General features: G+C 70.5%; 21 protein-coding genes and 3 pseudogenes. 12 read left to right on the forward strand and 12 right to left on the reverse strand.

Annotated features, from left to right (window positions below):
* Window positions 1-21: 21 nt before the first annotated feature.
* Window positions 22-180 (forward strand): hypothetical protein, encoded by a 159-nt coding sequence (locus KUM49_RS39850; RefSeq protein ID WP_217241809.1) that lies wholly within the window; start codon window positions 22-24, stop codon window positions 178-180.
* Here the strand turns inward: KUM49_RS39850 and KUM49_RS39855 are convergent.
* Window positions 169-1,038 carry an XRE family transcriptional regulator gene (locus tag KUM49_RS39855; RefSeq protein ID WP_217241810.1) on the reverse strand — a complete coding sequence of 290 codons (870 nt, stop codon included), beginning with the start codon at window positions 1,036-1,038 and terminating at the stop codon, window positions 169-171. The two genes, KUM49_RS39850 and KUM49_RS39855, sit on opposite strands and share 12 nt — an antisense overlap.
* Window positions 1,035-1,832, reverse strand: coding sequence for a peptidoglycan-binding protein (locus KUM49_RS39860; protein ID WP_217241811.1), 798 nt, complete (start codon window positions 1,830-1,832; stop codon window positions 1,035-1,037). Before KUM49_RS39860 ends, KUM49_RS39855 begins: the two co-directional genes overlap by 4 nt.
* A gap of 312 nt (window positions 1,833-2,144) precedes the next feature.
* Between KUM49_RS39860 and KUM49_RS39865 the strand changes: the two genes are divergently transcribed.
* The gene (locus tag KUM49_RS39865; protein WP_217241812.1) at window positions 2,145-2,618 is read left to right on the forward strand and encodes a peptidoglycan-binding domain-containing protein; all 474 of its coding nucleotides are present in this window, start codon (window positions 2,145-2,147) and stop codon (window positions 2,616-2,618) included.
* Between the two features lie 92 nt (window positions 2,619-2,710).
* Here the strand turns inward: KUM49_RS39865 and KUM49_RS39870 are convergent, their stop codons facing one another.
* Together KUM49_RS39870 and KUM49_RS39875 are read right to left on the reverse strand one after the other, a co-directional pair.
* Entirely contained in the window at window positions 2,711-2,950 is a 240-nt protein-coding gene (locus KUM49_RS39870) for a hypothetical protein (protein ID WP_374200263.1), read from the reverse strand.
* Window positions 2,932-3,135, reverse strand: a complete 204-nt coding sequence (locus tag KUM49_RS39875) for a hypothetical protein (protein WP_217241814.1) — start codon at window positions 3,133-3,135, stop codon at window positions 2,932-2,934. The genes KUM49_RS39870 and KUM49_RS39875 overlap by 19 nt, the downstream gene beginning before the upstream one ends.
* A gap of 38 nt (window positions 3,136-3,173) precedes the next feature.
* Here KUM49_RS39875 and KUM49_RS49305 point away from each other — a divergent pair.
* Window positions 3,174-3,321, forward strand: a pseudogene (locus tag KUM49_RS49305) (sodium:proton antiporter); the annotation flags it as partial.
* Window positions 3,322-3,535: 214 nt separating this feature from the next.
* On the opposite strand, the gene KUM49_RS39880 reads toward KUM49_RS49305, so the two are convergent.
* Window positions 3,536-3,901 (reverse strand): nuclear transport factor 2 family protein, encoded by a 366-nt coding sequence (locus KUM49_RS39880; RefSeq protein ID WP_217241815.1) that lies wholly within the window; start codon window positions 3,899-3,901, stop codon window positions 3,536-3,538.
* Window positions 3,902-3,999: 98 nt separating this feature from the next.
* Here KUM49_RS39880 and KUM49_RS39885 point away from each other — a divergent pair.
* Window positions 4,000-4,215, forward strand: a pseudogene (locus tag KUM49_RS39885) (LysR family transcriptional regulator); the annotation flags it as partial.
* Between the two features lie 194 nt (window positions 4,216-4,409).
* Here the strand turns inward: KUM49_RS39885 and KUM49_RS39890 are convergent.
* Window positions 4,410-5,642: an MFS transporter gene (locus KUM49_RS39890; protein ID WP_217241816.1), complete on the reverse strand. Its 1,233-nt coding sequence runs from the start codon at window positions 5,640-5,642 to the stop codon at window positions 4,410-4,412.
* Window positions 5,639-7,036: an NAD(P)-binding domain-containing protein gene (locus KUM49_RS39895; RefSeq protein WP_217241817.1), complete on the reverse strand. Its 1,398-nt coding sequence runs from the start codon at window positions 7,034-7,036 to the stop codon at window positions 5,639-5,641. The genes KUM49_RS39890 and KUM49_RS39895 overlap by 4 nt, the downstream gene beginning before the upstream one ends.
* Before the next feature lie 105 nt (window positions 7,037-7,141).
* On the opposite strand from KUM49_RS39895, the gene KUM49_RS39900 reads away from it, so the two are divergent.
* A complete protein-coding gene (locus KUM49_RS39900) occupies window positions 7,142-7,507 on the forward strand; it encodes a helix-turn-helix transcriptional regulator (RefSeq protein ID WP_217241818.1) in 366 nt (121 codons plus the stop codon).
* A gap of 30 nt (window positions 7,508-7,537) precedes the next feature.
* On the opposite strand, the gene KUM49_RS39905 is transcribed toward KUM49_RS39900, so the two are convergent.
* A complete protein-coding gene (locus KUM49_RS39905; RefSeq protein WP_308406963.1) occupies window positions 7,538-7,864 on the reverse strand; it encodes a metalloregulator ArsR/SmtB family transcription factor in 327 nt (108 codons plus the stop codon).
* Between the two features lie 62 nt (window positions 7,865-7,926).
* Between KUM49_RS39905 and KUM49_RS39910 the strand changes: the two genes are divergently transcribed.
* Window positions 7,927-8,769, forward strand: a complete 843-nt coding sequence (locus KUM49_RS39910; RefSeq protein ID WP_308406964.1) for an NAD(P)-binding domain-containing protein — start codon at window positions 7,927-7,929, stop codon at window positions 8,767-8,769.
* On the forward strand, window positions 8,708-8,977 hold the full coding sequence (locus KUM49_RS50460) for a hypothetical protein (RefSeq protein WP_308406965.1): 270 nt from the start codon (window positions 8,708-8,710) through the stop codon (window positions 8,975-8,977). The genes KUM49_RS39910 and KUM49_RS50460 overlap by 62 nt, the downstream gene beginning before the upstream one ends.
* A gap of 13 nt (window positions 8,978-8,990) precedes the next feature.
* Here KUM49_RS50460 and KUM49_RS39915 read toward each other — a convergent pair whose 3' ends face one another.
* The 3 genes from KUM49_RS39915 to KUM49_RS39925 form a co-directional block, all read right to left on the reverse strand.
* Entirely contained in the window at window positions 8,991-10,052 is a 1,062-nt protein-coding gene (locus KUM49_RS39915; protein WP_217241819.1) for an ArsO family NAD(P)H-dependent flavin-containing monooxygenase, read from the reverse strand.
* A 193-nt stretch (window positions 10,053-10,245) separates the two neighbouring features.
* Window positions 10,246-11,364: an ACR3 family arsenite efflux transporter gene (arsB, locus tag KUM49_RS39920; RefSeq protein WP_217241820.1), complete on the reverse strand. Its 1,119-nt coding sequence runs from the start codon at window positions 11,362-11,364 to the stop codon at window positions 10,246-10,248.
* Window positions 11,361-11,669: a helix-turn-helix transcriptional regulator gene (locus KUM49_RS39925; protein WP_217241821.1), complete on the reverse strand. Its 309-nt coding sequence runs from the start codon at window positions 11,667-11,669 to the stop codon at window positions 11,361-11,363. Before KUM49_RS39925 ends, arsB begins: the two co-directional genes overlap by 4 nt.
* Before the next feature lie 74 nt (window positions 11,670-11,743).
* Here KUM49_RS39925 and KUM49_RS39930 point away from each other — a divergent pair, with 74 nt between their 5' ends.
* From KUM49_RS39930 to trxB, 3 genes and pseudogenes are all read left to right on the forward strand, one after another.
* Window positions 11,744-12,382, forward strand: a complete 639-nt coding sequence (locus KUM49_RS39930; protein WP_217241822.1) for a low molecular weight phosphatase family protein — start codon at window positions 11,744-11,746, stop codon at window positions 12,380-12,382.
* Window positions 12,383-12,411: 29 nt separating this feature from the next.
* Window positions 12,412-12,831: an arsenate reductase ArsC gene (locus KUM49_RS39935; protein WP_217241823.1), complete on the forward strand. Its 420-nt coding sequence runs from the start codon at window positions 12,412-12,414 to the stop codon at window positions 12,829-12,831.
* Window positions 12,828-13,831: pseudogene (trxB, locus tag KUM49_RS39940) on the forward strand (thioredoxin-disulfide reductase). Before KUM49_RS39935 ends, trxB begins: the two are co-directional and overlap by 4 nt.
* A gap of 113 nt (window positions 13,832-13,944) precedes the next feature.
* On the opposite strand, the gene KUM49_RS39945 reads toward trxB, so the two are convergent.
* Window positions 13,945-14,685 carry an alpha/beta hydrolase gene (locus KUM49_RS39945; RefSeq protein ID WP_217241824.1) on the reverse strand — a complete coding sequence of 247 codons (741 nt, stop codon included), beginning with the start codon at window positions 14,683-14,685 and terminating at the stop codon, window positions 13,945-13,947.
* A gap of 336 nt (window positions 14,686-15,021) precedes the next feature.
* On the opposite strand from KUM49_RS39945, the gene KUM49_RS39950 reads away from it, so the two are divergent.
* Both KUM49_RS39950 and tnpB read left to right on the forward strand, forming a co-directional pair.
* On the forward strand, window positions 15,022-15,597 hold the full coding sequence (locus tag KUM49_RS39950) for an IS607 family transposase (RefSeq protein WP_217241825.1): 576 nt from the start codon (window positions 15,022-15,024) through the stop codon (window positions 15,595-15,597).
* A partial coding sequence (tnpB, locus tag KUM49_RS39955) for an IS607 family element RNA-guided endonuclease TnpB (RefSeq protein WP_217241826.1) occupies window positions 15,594-16,575 on the forward strand: 982 nt, incomplete at its 3' end. The genes KUM49_RS39950 and tnpB, both read left to right, overlap by 4 nt.

Here is a 16,575-nt window from a genome sequence, read left to right on the forward strand (position 1 = left end):
CATTTCCGCAGGTGAATGCGGATGGACGCCAGCCATGCCCAGCACATCAGCCTGAGACGTCGCACCCGTGCCGACAGCACGGTCACCGAGCTGAAGCTGACGGACGAGGAGGAAGCCCGCCGCGTGCCGACGGAGGACTTCGGCATCGAGGCGCCCAAGGGTCTGACGCTACTGAGGTGAGGGCGGCCGGGCCGTGGTGGCGGCCTCGCCCACGCGGGCCTCGAAGCACTCCCGTTCGCCGTCGGCCGACGCGGGCCGGAAACAGGCCCGGACGGTGCTGCCGGGACGGGCCTCGGTCATCTCGGTATAGATGAAGGTTGCCGCGTCGTCCTTGTTCCTGATGCGCACTCCGTGGGTCGGGCCGCCTGCCGTGACGTCCACCCGGTCGCCGATCGCGGTCCCCCAGGTCCGGGCCCAGCTCGCACCGCACTTCTTGCTGTGGCGCAGCTCGATGTGGGCGCCGGTGGCCGTGCGGTACGAGGCGAGGGTGTCGGGGCCGAGGCCGCAGATCAGGCGCATCGGGTCCCGGCCCTCGCAGGCGGCTCCGTGGCATTGGGGAGCGAGGGAGAACGGCACGGAGGCCGGCAGCGGCTCGGCCTCTCGAGCCTCCGTGTCGGGCAGCAGCAAGAACAGCAGGGCCGCAGCACCACCGACGATCACGGTGTACGCCGACGCCAGCACCACCAGGAGCCTGCTCCCGCCAAGTCGCCGCCGCCCGGTCGCGGCGGGCGGTGGCGACTCCTGAGGATGTGGCCGCGGCGACTCGTCCGTGTGAGGGGCGGGTGCGGGGGCCACCGCGCGTCCGCTCCAGTGCGACTCGGCGATCTCCCACAGGGCCAGCAGCCGCCCGTCCGGTTCGTTCGCGAGCCGGCACAGCTCCCGTACGGCCTGGCGAGGAGGCAGGCTCTTGCCGTTGAGGTAACGCTCCCACGAGGACTTGCTGTACGGCGTTCGCTCCGCCAGCGCCGCCAGGCTCAGCCCCGCACCGGCCCGCAGCTCCCGCAGCGCCGCGACCAGCCGAGTGTGGTCCGGGCTCACTTGGGCGCCGCCTCGCGCAGGGCCTGCCAGGTGGGCGGGTCGATGACTCCGTTCACGATCAGCCCGTTCTGCTTCTGCATGTGCTCGACCGCTCGCCGTGTCTTCGGGCCGAAGACGCCGTCGATGTCCCCTGGCGCAGTGCCCGCCCGGCGCAGCAGGCACTGCGCCTCTGCTACTTCGAGCCCCACGTGGGTGTTGGACAGGAGGATGTCCCTGGTCCGGCTCAGGCCCGCGTACCAGCGGCCGTCACGCTGCTCAAGGCGGCAGGTGTAGATGACTGGCACCAGGGACTCCGACACGGTGGCCGGGGCCGTCGCGACAGCATCGCTGCGGTCGTGCGCGAGCTGGGCACGGGTCTCGGTGAGCCGCATGGCCAGCAGGAGTGCCGCGGAGACGGACAGCGCCGTGACCACGGCTCCCGCCGTGACCGCTGCGCGCAGGTGGCGCCCGTACGGCTGCTGCTCCGTGGGGGTGTGTGCCGGTGTCGCGGCGAAGTTCTCGGGTGTGCCGGTGGTGACCGCCCGTCCCTCCGCCCAGCGTTGGGCGGCGATCTCGTGCATCACCAGCAGCCGGGCCGGATCGTCACTGCCGATGCGGGCCATCGCCTCGACGGCCTCCCGGGGCGGCAGGGACCTGCCGTTCAGATATCGCTGCCACGACTTCGCGCTGAACCCGGTCTTCGCGGCCAGTTGCCGGGTGCTCAGTTCGCTGTGGTCCTTCAGCCTGCGCAGTCGCACGATCAGGTGGTGGACGTGTGGATGCAGTTCTGCGGGCAGTTCCTTCCAGCGCGACACGCTTCCCCTCACTCGCGTTCGGGACCGCAGGCCCGGTCCCCCGTGTCCCGGCCTCATTCTGCACCAGCTGTCACGGGGACCCCGCCCTGCTGCGACCCCGCCCTGGCGCGGAATCAGCCACCCCCCTCTCGTCACAGTCCCGCCGCAGGGACTCGGCGGGCGGCATCTGCGCAGGTCAGCGCGCGGGACGTCCGGGGACGAGGTCACTTCCGCGTCACCTGTGGCCGAACATCTCGCCGGACCCGCAGTCTCGTTGCGGAGCTGGCCGCTGCGCTCGGTTTCTTCAAGCGCACGTCAACTGAGGGGAACAGCATGCGAGCTCTCACGAAGGCACTCGTCAGTGTCACCGCCGCGGTCGGGATCGCCGCCGGCGGCCTGGCCACCGCGGGCACGGCCACGGCGGCTCCCGCCTCCGCACAGCAGCAGGCGGCGAGTGCCGAGGTCGCGCCGCTCGCGGTGGTGAACCTGGGGCTGAACACCACCCGGGCCAAGCACTGGCAGTGCTACCTGCGCAACGTGGGCGCCACGTACAACCCCGGCACGATCGACGGACAGCTGGGCACGAACAGCTGGAAGGCGGCGCAGAGACTGTTCAGGGACCTCGGCTACTACGACGATTCCATCGCCGGAATCGTCGGACGCAGCACGATCAAGGGGCTGCAGAGCTTCCTGAACTGGATCGACGACTACACCGGCGGCAACTACAACCTTGCCGTCGACGGGGTGGCCGGACCGGCGACCAAGGACGCGTTCTGGGACTTCAACGGCCCGAACTTCTGCGCCTGAAGAGACGACGCCCTGGTGGCCGGGCTCACGCGAGTCTTCGCCATGGCCGATGCCCGCCCCCGACCTGCTGCGCGGTGACGGATCCGCACCAGTCACCTGACGCGGCCGCGCCACCGGTGGAAGAGCGTCTCACCCGGGCCCGCTCCGAGCTGGATCGGCACGCCGGCCAGCAGAGTGCCGACGTCGATCGTCTCCCCGGGCCGCAGCACGGTGAAGCCCTGCCGCGTGTAGTACGGCCCGAGCTCGCGCGGGGTCTCGAACCCGCCGAACAGCAGCATGAAGTCCAGCTGCCAGTACAGCTGCACGCACCGCTTCAGCAGGGCGGCCCCGATCCCGCGGCCGCGGGCGTCCTCGCTGACCGCAACCGCTCCTTCTCGTACTTGAGCATCGACAGCAGGGCCTGCTGTTCGTGGCCCGGTAGCCAGGTGACCGTGGAGACGACCGTGCCGGACGGGACGGCCAGCAGGGCCCCGACCACCTCTCCGTCGCGGTCGTGGGCGACCAGTGGCAGTGACATCGCGGCCGCCGCCGACTTCAGGTGCTGTCGCTGCTCGGCAGGAGGCGTTCGAGTCGCTCGGCGAGGCGCTGGCGGAGCGGGCGAAGTTCGCGGCGCTGTTGGTTCGGTGCGCTGCTGACGCCGCAGCTGTTCGGGGATCTGTCCTTCGGCGGCTACGTCGCCGTGGTCCTGGCCATCGTGCTGATAGCTTCTCCCGCCGGTCGAACCTGGTCTACGCGAACTCCGGTCGCGCTCTCATGGAACGGCCCCTGGAAGCGGACCCCGCGACTTCACCACGAACCGACAAGCACTTCGGCCCGAACCGGGCCGCGACCAGATCAACTCCTTGACACTGGGGGCACTGACCTCTCGGGGCTTCGCCCAACGGCCTTCAGTTCCGCGAACTCACGGAGGCGAGGGATCAGCGAGTGGGTGGGACGAACTCGGGCTGGTCGAGCAGGCGCAGCCAGCTTCCATCAGTCTGGCGCCGCACGACCTGCGCCCGGGCACCGGCCCCGTCCTTCGGAGGAGTCGAGGTGAGGGCGATGTCGCCACTGATCAGCGTCGGCAGCGGTTGTTCCTGCTCGAAATGGGGACGGTTGGCCGGCACCTTCTCCCACAGTGCACGAATCGCCTCCCGGCCCACCGTCTGGTCGCCGGGTGGGTAGGCCATCACTGCACCCTCTTCGTAAAGTGCGGCGACCCCGGCCGCGTCACCGGCGTTGGATCGTTCGACGAACAAACGGGTGATGTCCTCGGGCCGCATGGCCTTCTCGTACTCGGGCATGGATTCCTCCTGACGTCGGGCTTCGACGCTTCCCAGCGTGGCCACCGACTGTCCAGAATCCCAACAGAGCAATCGTCTGGAAACTAGAGTCTGCAGTCATGGAACTGAGGCAGCTGGAATACTTCGTCGCGGTCGCCGAGGAGCAGAACTTCACCCGGGCAGTCGAGCGGGTGCACATCAGCCAGTCCGGCGTCAGCGCCCAGATCCGCCAGCTGGAACGGGAACTCGGAGCCGAGCTGTTCGACCGGTCGGCCCGCACCGTCACCCGCACCGTCGCGGGAAAGGCCGCACTCGAACACGCCCGCGCCGCACTAGTCTAGTCGGGCACTCCTGGCATGCTCCATTGGGCGGCTCTGTCGCTGACTTCGGATTTCGGGCATGTATGGCGCCATTTCGTGAGGGCCGGGGGGGGCGTCCCGGGCGTCCGAAGAGGAGTTGCCTGCCCGTGTCCATGACTCGGGGGCAAGGCCCCCTGACGGGCTTGCTCGGCCATCTGCCCCGGGCCCCCTTACCGCTTCAGAGCTGGTCGGCGCGGTTTGGCCCCGAAGGTGACTAGAGCGGCGAGTCCGGCGATCAGTGCCAGCAGTCCGAACATATGGGGGTAGCCGCCCAACGGGGCGGCCAGGGCGGCGCCGACGAAGGGGGCCAGGGCAGAGGCTGCTGTCGTGGGGGCGGCGAGGAGTCCGGACAGGCGGCCGTAGTGGGTGGTGCCCCAGCGGTCGGTGATGGCGGTGGCCTGGAGGAGGGTGAGGTTGCCGCGGACCGTGCCCGCCGCGACGGAGAGGGCGACCAGCAGCCCGTAGGGGCCGGGGACGAGCGCGAGGGCTGCTGTGGTCAGCGCGCCGAGCGCGATCAGGGCGGTCGTGCGGGCCGTTGCCCCGGTGCGGCGCGCAATGGTCGCGTACAGGGTGCGGCCCAGGGTCTGTCCGGCGCCGCCGAGGCCGAGTGCCCAGGCGGCCTCGGTGGTGGTGAAGCCGCGTTCGAGCAGGAGCGGTACGAGTGCGACGACGACGGCGGAGACGGTGAATGCGGAGAGGGTCAGGGCGGCAGCCAGCATCCAGAACGGGCGGCTGCGGGCGACCGTGTCCGCGTCGCCGGTGGCGTGGGCGGGGGCCGGTGGTGCCTTCGGCCATGGTGCGTTGAGCGCGAGAGCGTGGGCGGGGATGGTGACGACGGCGAGGACCAGGGCGAGGACGGCGTAGGTCGCGCGCCAGGACAGGTGGGCGGCGAGGGCGGCAGTCAAGGGTGCGAAGACGGTGGAGGCGAGGCCGCCGGCCAGGGTGACGATGGTGAGGGCGCGAATGTGGTCGGGGGCCCACCAGCGGGTGAGCGCTGCGAAGGCGGGCTGGTAGAAGGTCGCGGCCATCGACATCCCGGCGAGCAGCCAGCCGGCCACGAAGACAGGCAGGTTGGGGGCTGCGGCCACAGTGAGGATGCTCAGCACGCCGAGAACCGAACCGACGGTCATCACGGTGCGCGGGCCGCGGTGGTCGATGATGCGGCCGACGCGGATCCCGGCGAGCGCGGAGACGAGCAGCGCGGCGGAGAACGCGGCCGTGGTCGCTCCGGTGGGCCAGCCTGTGTTGGCGGTGATCTGCGGGTTCAGGACGGGGAAGGCGTAGTAGACGATGCCCCAGCTGGTGATCTGGGTGACGCACAGCGCCAGGAGGGCGGCGCGGGGCGGCGACCGGTCCCCTGTTCCGGTCGCGGCCCCGCGCCTGGGGGTGTTGAGGGTGGTCATGAGCCGCAGCAGCCGCCGGCCGAAGCCTCCTCGATCACCGTGGCGGCGGGCGCGCCGACGCCGATCTGCACGAGCGCGGGCGCCGGAGCGGGAGCGCAGCAGCCGCCGCCGTCGGCCTGCCCGGCTGCCGGGTCGTCGAACAGGCCGGCGCCGCCACACACACCGGTCTCGGGGAGGGTGAGTTCGACGCGGTCGGCGGACTCGAAGTCCCCGGCGATCGCTGCGGCGACGGAGCGGACCTGCTCGTAGCCGGTCATGGCAAGGAAGGTGGGGGCGCGGCCGTAGGACTTCATGCCGACCAGGTAGACGCCGGGTTCGGGGTGGGACAGCTCCTTGTGGCCGTGCGGGTAGACGGTGCCGCAGGAGTGCTGGTTGGGGTCGATCAGCGGTGCCAGTTCCACCGGTGCCTGAAGCCGCTCGTCCAGGCCCAGGCGGATCTCGGAGAGGAAGGACAGGTCGGGCCGGAAGCCGGTGAGCACGATGACCTCGTCGACCGGGTCGAGGCGACGGCCGTCCTCACCGGCCAGGACCAGGCGTCCGTCGGTGTCGCGCTCGATGGCCTCGGTGCGGAAGCCGGTGACCGCGTCCGCGTAGCCGTTGTCGACGGCGGCCTTGGCCGCGAGTCCGAGGGCGCCGCGGGCGGGCAGCTGGTCGGCTTCGCCGCCGCCGAAGGTGGAGCCGGAGATGCCCCGGCGCAGGATCCACACCGCGTGCGTGCCCGGCTCGTCCCGCGCGACGTCGGCGAGGGTGGCCAGCGCGGTGAAGGCGGAGGCGCCGGAGCCGATGACGGCGGTGCGCTTGCCTGCGTACCGGGCCCGCACGGCAGGGTCCTTGAGGTCGGGGACGCGGTAGCTGATGCGGTCGGCGGCCGTCTTCTCTCCGAGGGCGGCAAGGCCGCTGGCACCGGCCGGGCTGGGTGTGGTCCAGGTGCCGGAGGCGTCGATGACGGCGCGGGCGAAGACGCGCTCTTCGCCGTCGGCGGTGGTGAAGTGGACGACGAAGGGCTGGGTTTCGCGGTCGGCGTCGACGATGCGGTCGCGGCCGGTGCGGGAGACACCGGTGACGGTGGCGCCCACGCGGACGCGGTCGCCCAGGACGTCCGCGAGGGGCTGGAGGTAGAGCTCCGCCCAGTCCCCGCCGGAGGGGTACGTCGCCGGGTCGGGCTTGGTCCAGCCGGTGGGGGCGAGCAGCTTCTCCGCGGCCGGGTCGGTCAGTTCGCCCCAGGTGGAGAACAGCCTGACGTGGGACCACTCGCGCACCGCGGAGGCGGCGGCCTGCCCTGCTTCCAGGACCAGCGGTTCGACGCCGTGCTCGACGAGGTGGGCGGCGGCCGCGAGGCCTGCCGGGCCGGCGCCGATGACGACGACCGGCAGGTCCGCAGTGGTGGTGGTCATGGTGATCGTCCTCCGAGTTCGCGCGGCCCGGCCCGGGCCACTGCTTCGACCGCTGTCGATATCCCCGACCTTGCCACTCATATCGATGACTGTCAACATAGACGCATGTCGAAGTCAAAGATTGTCGAACTGCCGGTCCTGGATGCCGGGGCCGTGGTCCCCTGCTGCCCGCCGATCACCGCAGGGGAACTGTCGCAGGCCGACGCGGAGAAGATGGCCGCGATGTTCAAGGCGCTGTCCGACCCGGTGCGGCTGCGGCTGTTCTCCCGTGTCGCCTCGCACCCCGGTGGTGAGGCGTGCGTGTGCGACATCTCCGACGTCGGCGTCTCCCAGCCGACCGTCTCCCACCACCTGAAGAAGCTGCGCGAGGCCGGACTGCTCACCGCCGAGCGGCGCGGGACCTGGGTCTACTACCAGGTCGCCCCGTCCGTGGTGGCTGCGATGTCCGCCATGCTCGACCTGCGTACCTGACCGCTCGCAGGCGCCACTCGGCCCTGCCGGTCAGGCGCAGTCCGGCGGGCAGCACCGCGCCAGGTACTCCTGCAGTGCACCCAGCCGGGCGGCCATGCTCGCGCCGTCGGCGCGGTAGAAGACCTGCTTGCCCTCTTTGCGGGAGAGGACCAGGCCGCCGCGGCGCAGCAGGCTGAGGTGTTCTGAGGCGGTCGACGGCTTCAGTGCACACCGATCGGCTATCTCGCCCACCGTCAGTTCGGTGCCGCCGGCGAACTGCTGCATCACCTTCTGCCGGGTCTCGCTGGCCAGGGCTTTGAGGAAGTCGGCCGTCGCGGTATCCACCGCGAACCCGTCATCATCGCCGGCTGCCGTCACCGTTTCCCACCCAACATGTCGTCACTTCCCGAAACAACGACTCATGGAAGGTCTACGATCTCATGGAACATGCCGACCTCCTCGTCATCGGCACCGGGCAGTCCGGCCTGGCCACCGCCACCCTCACCCCGCGCCACGGCTTCGCCCACGCCCTGGTCCTGGAGGCCGATGAGGTGCCCTGCGGAGCGTGGCCGCGCTACTACGACAGCCTCACCCTGTTCTCCCCGGCCCGGTACTCCTCGCTGCCCGGGATGCGTTTCCCCGGCGACGGTGACCGCTACCCGACGCGGGACGAGGTGGTGGACTACCTGCGCGCCTACGCCCGCCGGCTCACCGCGGAGATCCACCCCTCCACGACCGTCGCCTCGGTCACCCGACAGAGCGGCGCCTGGTCGGTACGCGCCGAGGAGGGCCGGGAATTCCACGCGCGGGCGCTCATCGCCGCGACCGGCGACTACCGCGCCCCGTACATCCCCGACCTGCCCGGGCGGGCGGAGTTCGCCGGGCGGGTCCTGCACGCCGCCGGCTACCGCAGCCCAGCTGCGTTCGCCGGGCAGCGGGTCGTGGTGGCCGGCGGCGGCAACTCCGCGATCCAGATCGCCGCCGAACTCGGAGCCGTGGCCGACACCACGCTGGCCACCCGGCGCCCGATCGGCTGGATGACACAGCGCCCGCTCGGCAAGGACCTCCACTGGTGGCTCAAGTACACGGGCCTGGACGTCGCCCCGATCCGGTGCCTGCTGGAGAAGGCCCCGGTCTCGGTCCTGGACGACGGCCGCTACCGCACCGCCCTGCACGAACACGGCGTCGACCAGCGCGAGATGTCCACCCGCTTCACGCCTGATGGCGTCGTGTGGGCCCGACGGCACGAAGGAGACGGTCGACGCGGTCGTCCTCGCGACTGACTACCGGCCCGTCTTCCCCTACCTGAGCGGCAGCGGCGCCCTGGACGCCGACGGCCGGCCCCTGCACCGAGGCGGCATCGCCACGGCCATGCCCGGCCTGGGCTTCGTCGGCATGGAGTTCCAGCGCATCTTCTCCTCCAAGACCCTGCGCGGGGTCGGCCGGGACGCCGACCATGTCGTGTCCCGGCTGCGCCGCCAGGCCGGATAGGCCGACGTCCCGGTCAGGACAAGAGAGCCGCAATCTCGGCAGCGGCCTCTCGGGCGGGGCGTCCGACTCCGATCAGAGTGGCCGAAGCGGGTCCGGTCCAGTCGCCGTAGCCGAGCAAGTGCAGCCGCGGCTCGCCGACGGCGCGCGTGCCCTCGGTGGCGATGTGCCCGCGTGTCCCGCGCAGGCCCAGCGGGGCCAGGTGGGACAGGGCGGGCCGAAAGCCCGTGCACCAGATCACCACGTCCGCGCGGGCCGACGTGCCATCGGCCCACACCACCCCGCCGCTGGTGAGGCGCTCGAACATCGGCTGGGCCTTCAGCAGTCCGGCGTCCCGGGCGGAGCGGACCGGCGGCACGGCGACGATGTCGCCGAGCGAGGCAACACCGCCGGTGTCGGCCGCGCCTTCATCGAGGGCGCGGCGGCGGGCGGTCGCAGCGTCGAACAGGGCCCGGCCGTCGATGTCGTCGGCAAGGTAGCGGGGCGGGCGCTGAGTGACCCACGTCAGGTCGACGCCGTCCGAGGCAGTGAGGTCGGCAGCGATCTGGGCGCCGGAGTTCCCTCCACCGACCACGACGACCCGCTGGCCGGCGAAGTCGGCCGGACGCCGGTAGCCGGTGGTGTGCAGCTGGCGGCCGGCGAACACCTCCCGACCGGGGACGGCGGGCAGGAACGGACGCCACCAGGTGCCGGTCGCCGACACGACTGCCCCTGCCGTCCAGACGCCCGCGTCTGCCTCCACCCGCAGCCACCCGCCGTCGGGCCGCACCGCGCTCACCCGCACCGGGCGCTGCACGGGCAGGTCGTAGCGCTGCTCGTAGTCGGCCAGGTAGTCCACCACGTGAGTGGCGTCCGGGTACTCCTGGCCTGCCTGGGCGGGCATGAGCCGGCCAGGCAGTGAGGAGAAGGCCGCCGGGGAGAACAGGTGCAGGGAGTCCCAGGTGTGCCGCCAGGCGCCGCCCGGCGCGCTCTGAGCGTCGAGGATAACGAAGTCGAGCTTGTTGCGGCGCAGGTGGTAGCCGGCGGCGAGCCCCGCTTGGCCGCCGCCGATCACCACTACGTCGGCATGCTGCGTCATGCGGCCCGCGCTGTCGCGCACATGGCGCACCGCACCGTACGGACCGGAGGCTGGTACGGAGTGCTGAGCATCGGTCCACGGCGGTCCTCGATCACGGCCATACAGGCATGTTCCTCGACGGCGGCGCCGCAGTCGTGGCAGATCCCGATGGCCGTGTGGGTGGCTGCCTGCGTGCGGCAGTCGAGGCAATGCATCAGCGGGCTTCCCCCGCCGTGGTCAGTGCGGACGCGGTGAACTTCCTGCGCCAGGCGAGCGCCACGTAGACCAGGCCGATCAGCACCGGGACTTCGATGAGCGGTCCGACGACACCGGACAGGGCCTGGCCGGACGTGACGCCGAAGGTGGCGATGGCGACCGCGATGGCCAGCTCGAAGTTGTTGCCCGCCGCGGTGAACGCCAGCGTCGCCGTGCGGTCGTAGGCCAGCCCGAGGCCCTTGCCGAGGAGGAAGGTGCCGAAGAACATGACCGCGAAGTACACCAGCAGCGGCAGCGCGATCCGTACGACGTCCAGCGGCTGCGAGGTGATCGTCTTCCCCTGCAGGGCGAAGAGGATGACGATCGTGAACAGCAGCCCGTACAGAGCCCACGGCCCGATCTTGGGCAGGAACTTCGCCTCGTAGGACTCGCGGCCCATCTTCTGCTCACCGATGCGGCGGGTGAGGAACCCGGCCAGGAGCGGGATGCCGAGGAAGATGACGACGTTCAGGGCGATCTCCCACATGGAGAAGTCCAGGCGCTCGCCGTCCCCCAGGCCCAGCCAGCCCGGCAGCAGGTCCAGGTAGAGCCAGCCCAGCAGGCCGAACGCGATCACCTGGAACACCGAGTTGAGAGCGACCAGGACAGCGGCCGCCTCGCGGTCGCCGCAGGCGAGGTCGTTCCAGATGATGACCATGGCGATGCAGCGGGCGAGGCCGACGATGATCAGGCCGGTGCGGTACTCGGGCAGGTCCGGCAGGAAGATCCACGCCAGCGCGAACATGACCGCGGGGCCGACGATCCAGTTGATGACCAGCGAGGAGACCATCAGCTTCTTGTCGCCGGTGACGGAATCCAGCTTGTCGTAGCGGACCTTGGCCAGCACCGGATACATCATGATCAGCAGGCCGAGCGCGATCGGCAGGGAGATCCCGCCGATCTCGATCTTCGCCAGCGCGTCGTTCATCCCCGGGATGAGGCGCCCCAGGCCCAGGCCAACGGCCATGGCGAGCAGGATCCACACCGCGAGGTAGCGGTCGAGAGTGGAGAGCTTCTTGACGATCGAGTCGTCCCCACCAGCGTCTGTCGACGCGGCGGTGGGCTCGGTGGAGGTCACGGGCAGGCCCTCTTGTTCTCGGCAGCGGTACGGGCGGAGGCGGCCAGCGCGGCGAACCGCTCGGACAGCCCGGCAAGCACGTCGGGCTTGAGCTTGAAGTAGGTGAACCGGCCGCACGGCTCGGTGTCCACCAGCCCGGCCTCGCGCAGCACCTTCATGTGGTTGGACAGGTTGGTCTGCTTGGCTCCGGTCTCCTCAACCAGGTGCGTCATGCAGAGCGTCTCGCGCGCCAGCAGAGTCACGATCTTCAGGCGGAGCGGATCACCCAACACCCGGATTACATCAGGATCGACTGAAGTCAGCATGCACTGATACTGTCACATCACCACGCGCTGATACCAGCGCGGGATGACGTATTGGGCGCGTCGAAGGAGTTCCCGTGTCCGCCTCCTCCCCACCCCTCCTGCCCGACCAGCGCCTGGCCGCCGGAGCCGCCCGCCTCGCCACCCGGCACACCGGCCGCTTCTCCGCCGAGACCGTCCAGGCGCTGCTCACCGACTCCTACAGCCTCCTGGCCTCCACCGCGCAGGTGCGCACACACCTGGTCGTACTGGCCGAACGCTTCACCGCCGAGCGCCTTGACGCTCTCGCGCACGTCCAGGGCGGCCCCGGCAGCGGCCTGCCGCGCGTGCTGTTCGTCTGCAGCCACAACGCGGGCCGCTCACAGCTCGCCGCCGCCCTCCTCACCCGCCGCGCCGCAGGCCGGGTCACCGTGTCCTCCGCCGGCACGCACCCCGCAGCCGGGGTGGAGCCGTTCATTGCGCAGGTCCTCACCGAGGCCGGCGCCGACGCCGACGCCGCCGGGGCGTTCCCCAAGCCGCTGACCGATGAGATCGTGCGGGTCGCCGACATCGTCATCACCATGGGCTGCGGCGACGCCTGTCCGATCGTGCCCGGCCGCCGCTACCTTGACTGGCCCGTCGCCGACCCCGACGGCGCCCCGCTCGCCGCCGTCCGCCGCATCCGGGACGCGATCGACACCCACATCACCGAACTTCTGGCCTCCCTGCCCGCCTGAACCGCCTGCTGATCCTGAAGGAAGAACCCATGTCCACCGCCCCGCTCGCCTCCGTGCTCTTCGTCTGCGTCCACAACGCCGGCCGCTCACAGATGGCCGCCGGATTCCTCGACCACCTCGCGGGCGACCGGATCGAGGTCCGCTCCGCCGGTTCGATGCCGGGCGACCAGGTCAACCCGGCCGCCGTCGAGGCGATGAGCGAGGTCGGCGTCGACATCGCCGACGCCAAGCCGAAGATCCTCACCACCGAGGCCGTCCAGGCATCCGACTACGTCATCACCATGGGCTGCGGCGACGCCTGCCCGATCTTCCCCGGCAAGAAGTACCTCGACTGGGCCCTCGAGGACCCGGCCGGCAAGGGTGTCGAGTCGGTGCGCCCGATCCGTGACGAGATCAAGACCCGCATCGAGGCCCTGATCGCCGAGATCGACGCCAAGCAGGAGGCGTGAGCGGTACGACCGCCGACGGCGTGCGGGACGTCGTCATCATCGGCTCCGGTCCCGCCGGATACACCGCCGCCCTGTACACCGCCCGCGCCGAACTCAAGCCGCTCGTCTTCGGCGGCGCGATCTTCGTCGGCGGCGCGCTGACCACGACGACCGGGGTCGAGAACTTTCCCGGCTTCCCCGAAGGCATCGACGGCCCGGTCCTCATGGAGAACATGCGGGCCCAGGCGATGCGCTTTGGAGCCGAGATGGTCGACGACGACATCGTCGCAGTCGACCTGACCGGCGACATCAAGACCGTCACCGACACCGCCGGCACTGTGCACCGGGCCAAGGCCGTCATCGTCGCCACCGGCTCCGGGTACCGCAAGCTGGGCCTGCCCAAGGAAGACGAACCGCCGGCCGGGGCGTGTCCTGGTGCGCGACCTGCGACGGCTTTTTCTTCCGCGACCGCGACATCGTCGTGGTCGGCGGCGGCGACACCGCCATGGAGGAGGCCACCTTCCTCACCCGCTTCGCCCGCTCCGTGACCGTCGTGCACCGCCGCTCCACTCTGCGCGCCTCCCAGGCCATGCAGAACCGCGCCTTCGCCGACGACAAGATCGCCTTCGCCTTCGCCTTCGCCTTCGCCTTCGACAGCGAGATCGCCGAGATCGCCGAGATCAAGGAAGCGGACGGCAAGCTCGCCGGGGTGGTGCTGCGCGAGGTGTTCACCGGCACCACCCGCGACCTCGACGTGACAGGCCTGTTCATCGCGATCGGCCACGACCCTCGCACCGAACTGTTCACCGGCCAACTGGACCTGGACGAACAGGGATACCTGGCAGTCGACGCGCCCTCGACCCGTACCAACATCCCCGGCGTCTTCGCCGCCGGCGACGCCGTCGACCACACCTACCGCCAGGCCATCACCGCCGCCAGCGGCTGCCAAGCCGCCCTGGACGCCGAACGCCACCTCGCGGCGCTGGGCGACGAACACGACCTCGCCGCGGTCCCCGCGTAAAGGCAAAAGACAGCATCGGAACATCTGGTGGAAGGCATCCACAAGGAAGGCCCCGATGAACGGCATGCCGACCGACATCAGCGACCGTCCGTGGCCGGTCTGACGGCCCGGCCTCACTTCAGATGTCGGGTGAAGAACTGGGCCGCGGCGTCTCCCGCGAACTGTGGGACGCCGGTGTGCCCGCCCATGTTGGCGTGCAGGGACTTCTCTTTGGAGCTGAAAGCGTCGAACAGGTCCAGGGCCGCCTGCCGGTCGTTCCCTTCGTCGTCCCACTGCAGCAGGACGTGCAGTGGGATAGTGACCCGGCGGGCCTCCTCGAACATGGCGCGAGGCACGAAACTCCCGGCGAAGAGACCGGCGGCCACGACGCGCGGCTCGACCACCGCCAGCCGGATGCCGATGGAGATCACTCCCCCCGAGTACCCCACCGGACCGCCGATCTCGGGTAGCGACAGGAGGACGTCCAGGGCGGCCTGCCATTCCGGGACCGCCTTGTCGACAAGCGGGAGGATGAGGGCGTCGACGATCTCGTCGCTGACCGGCTCGCCGACCTCCATCGCCCGGCGCAGGTCGGCGCGGGCCTGCTCGGCGGCGGGCCAACGGGGCCGATCGCCGCTTCCGGGGAGCTCGATGGTGGCCGTGGCGAAGCCCTCCGCCGCGGAGTGCCGGGCCCGGGCCACCAGTCGGGGGTACATCTTGCGCAGCCCTAGGGGAGGGTGGCCGAGCAGGATCAGCGGCACCGGTGCGGATGCGGATGCAGATGCCGGTGTCCACAAGATGCCGGGGATCTCGTCGAGGGTGAATTCGCGTTCGAGGACGACGTCATCGAGACGCTGCTCAGAAGTGAACTGCATGGTCGTGCCTTTCGGGAGTGCACTGGAACGGCGCTCCCGGACGACCTGTCTATCGCCCGACCGTGACCCCGGAGGGGAGCACCCATGTCGATACTGCGTTCACAGGTACCACCTCCTCGATCTCTCGCACGGCCTTCGGAAATGTAGCAGTGGTCACCTCGTCCGCCTATCGGGTTTTTGCGGAGTCTCCGTGTCCGGATGCCACGGAGGCACTACGCAGAGCACCTTGGGTGTCGTCGCGACTTGCCGAGTGGCGGCTCTGCAACGGAGGGGGCTGACAGCTGTTGCGCGATTCATCAGTGAATCTCAGCGTTTCTTATCTGTTATCTTGATCGGGTGAAGCTTTCCGAGTGGGCGGCACGCAACGGTGTGCATTACCAGACCGCGTGGGCGTGGGCGAAAGAGGGCCGTATGCCGGTCCCGGTGCGCCAGACGCCATCCGGGACATGGCTGGTCGACGAGCCCGCCGCAGAGACGTCCGGCCGGGTCGTGGCGTACTGCCGGGTCTCGTCGGCGGACCAGAAGCCGGACCTTGACCGGCAGGTGGCCCGCGTGGTCCAGGGGGCGACTGGTCTCGGCCTGCCGGTCGCGGAGGTGGTGACCGAGGTCGGCTCGGGGCTGAACGGACGTCGGCGCAAGCTGCACCGGGTGCTGTCCGACCCGCAGGCGGCAGTGATCGTGGTGGAGCACCGTGACCGGCTGGCCCGGTTCGGCGTCGAGCACCTGGAGGCAGTACTGTCCGCGTCCGGGCGGCGCCTGGTCGTCCTTGACCCCGCCGAGACCGCCGATGACCTGGTGCGGGACATCACCGAGGTGCTCACGTCGATGTGTGCGCGTCTGTACGGGCGGCGGGCGGCGAAGAACCGGGCCGCCCGTGCGGTGGCCGTGGCGACCGGAAAGGCCGCCGAGTGAAGAAGTTCCAGCCGCGGCCCGGGTTTGTGGTGCAGGCGTTCCGGTTAGCTCTGGACCCGAACGCCGCCCAGGAGCACGCGCTCCGTTCGCACTGTGGCGCGGCCAGGGCCGCGTACAACTGGGCCGTCGGCTGGGTCACGGCGTCGTGGTGGCAGCGCAAGGCCGAGGAGACCTACGGTATTCCCGAGGAGTCGCTGACGGATTGGCGGCCGTGGTCGCTGCCGTCGCTACGGAAGGCGTTCAACGCCGCCAAACACACCGACCCCAGGTTCGCGAGCTGGTGGGAGGAGAACTCCAAGGAGGCGTACAACACTGGCCTGGCAGGCGCCGCCGCCGCGTTCGACAACTACGCGAAGTCCAAGAACGGCAAGCGCAAGGGCGCCCGGATGGGTGCGCCACGGTTCAAGGCCAAGCGGAAGGCGCGTCTGGCCTGCCGGTTCACCACCGGCACGATCCGCGTCGAGGCAGGCGGCCGGCACGTCACGCTGCCCCGGCTCGGAACAATCCGCGTCCACGAACCCACCGTCAAGCTCCTGACCCGCGTCCAGTCCGGAACGGCACGGATCCTGTCCGCGACGGTCCGGCACGAACGCGGACGCTGGTTCGTCTCCTTCCAGGCCGAGGTCAAGCGAGACCTCGAACGCGTCGCCCGCCCGGACACAGCGGTCGGCATCGACCTCGGGGTGAAGACCCTCGCGGTGATGACCGACAGCACGGGCGCGATCCGCACCGTCGCCAACCCCGGGCACTACGACCGGGCGCGCAAGCAGCTGCGCCGAGCCTCCCGCGTCGTCTCCCGACGCCAGGGCCCCGACCGGCGCACCGGACGCAAGGCGTCGAAGCGGTGGGAGAAGGCCAACGCCGCCCGCAACAAGGTCCACCACCGCGTGGCGGACCTCCGCGGAGACGCCCTGCACAAGCTCACCACCGCCGTGACCGCCGAGTACGGCACGATCGTGGTCGAGGACCTCAACGTCG

It is taken from the genome of Streptomyces sp. AC555_RSS877 (assembly GCF_019049245.1).
GTDB lineage: Bacteria > Actinomycetota > Actinomycetes > Streptomycetales > Streptomycetaceae > Streptomyces.

What these genes read in the sequence shown, in the direction of transcription:
- KUM49_RS39880 (WP_217241815.1), bottom strand. Translation starts at nt 3,901, where the DNA reads ATGCCCGAGTACGAGAAGGCCATGCGGCCCGAGGACATCACCCGTTTG.
- KUM49_RS39945 (WP_217241824.1), bottom strand. Translation starts at nt 14,685, where the DNA reads ATGCAGTTCACTTCTGAGCAGCGTCTCGATGACGTCGTCCTCGAACGC.
- KUM49_RS39895 (WP_217241817.1), bottom strand. Translation starts at nt 7,036, where the DNA reads ATGACCACCACCACTGCGGACCTGCCGGTCGTCGTCATCGGCGCCGGC.
- KUM49_RS39900 (WP_217241818.1), top strand. Translation starts at nt 7,142, where the DNA reads ATGTCGAAGTCAAAGATTGTCGAACTGCCGGTCCTGGATGCCGGGGCC.
- KUM49_RS39850 (WP_217241809.1), top strand. Translation starts at nt 22, where the DNA reads ATGGACGCCAGCCATGCCCAGCACATCAGCCTGAGACGTCGCACCCGT.
- KUM49_RS39865 (WP_217241812.1), top strand. Translation starts at nt 2,145, where the DNA reads ATGCGAGCTCTCACGAAGGCACTCGTCAGTGTCACCGCCGCGGTCGGG.
- KUM49_RS39890 (WP_217241816.1), bottom strand. Translation starts at nt 5,642, where the DNA reads ATGACCACCCTCAACACCCCCAGGCGCGGGGCCGCGACCGGAACAGGG.
- KUM49_RS39935 (WP_217241823.1), top strand. Translation starts at nt 12,412, where the DNA reads ATGTCCACCGCCCCGCTCGCCTCCGTGCTCTTCGTCTGCGTCCACAAC.
- KUM49_RS39875 (WP_217241814.1), bottom strand. Translation starts at nt 3,135, where the DNA reads ATGTCACTGCCACTGGTCGCCCACGACCGCGACGGAGAGGTGGTCGGG.
- KUM49_RS39910 (WP_308406964.1), top strand. Translation starts at nt 7,927, where the DNA reads ATGGAACATGCCGACCTCCTCGTCATCGGCACCGGGCAGTCCGGCCTG.
- KUM49_RS50460 (WP_308406965.1), top strand. Translation starts at nt 8,708, where the DNA reads ATGGCGTCGTGTGGGCCCGACGGCACGAAGGAGACGGTCGACGCGGTC.
- KUM49_RS39925 (WP_217241821.1), bottom strand. Translation starts at nt 11,669, where the DNA reads ATGCTGACTTCAGTCGATCCTGATGTAATCCGGGTGTTGGGTGATCCG.
- KUM49_RS39915 (WP_217241819.1), bottom strand. Translation starts at nt 10,052, where the DNA reads ATGACGCAGCATGCCGACGTAGTGGTGATCGGCGGCGGCCAAGCGGGG.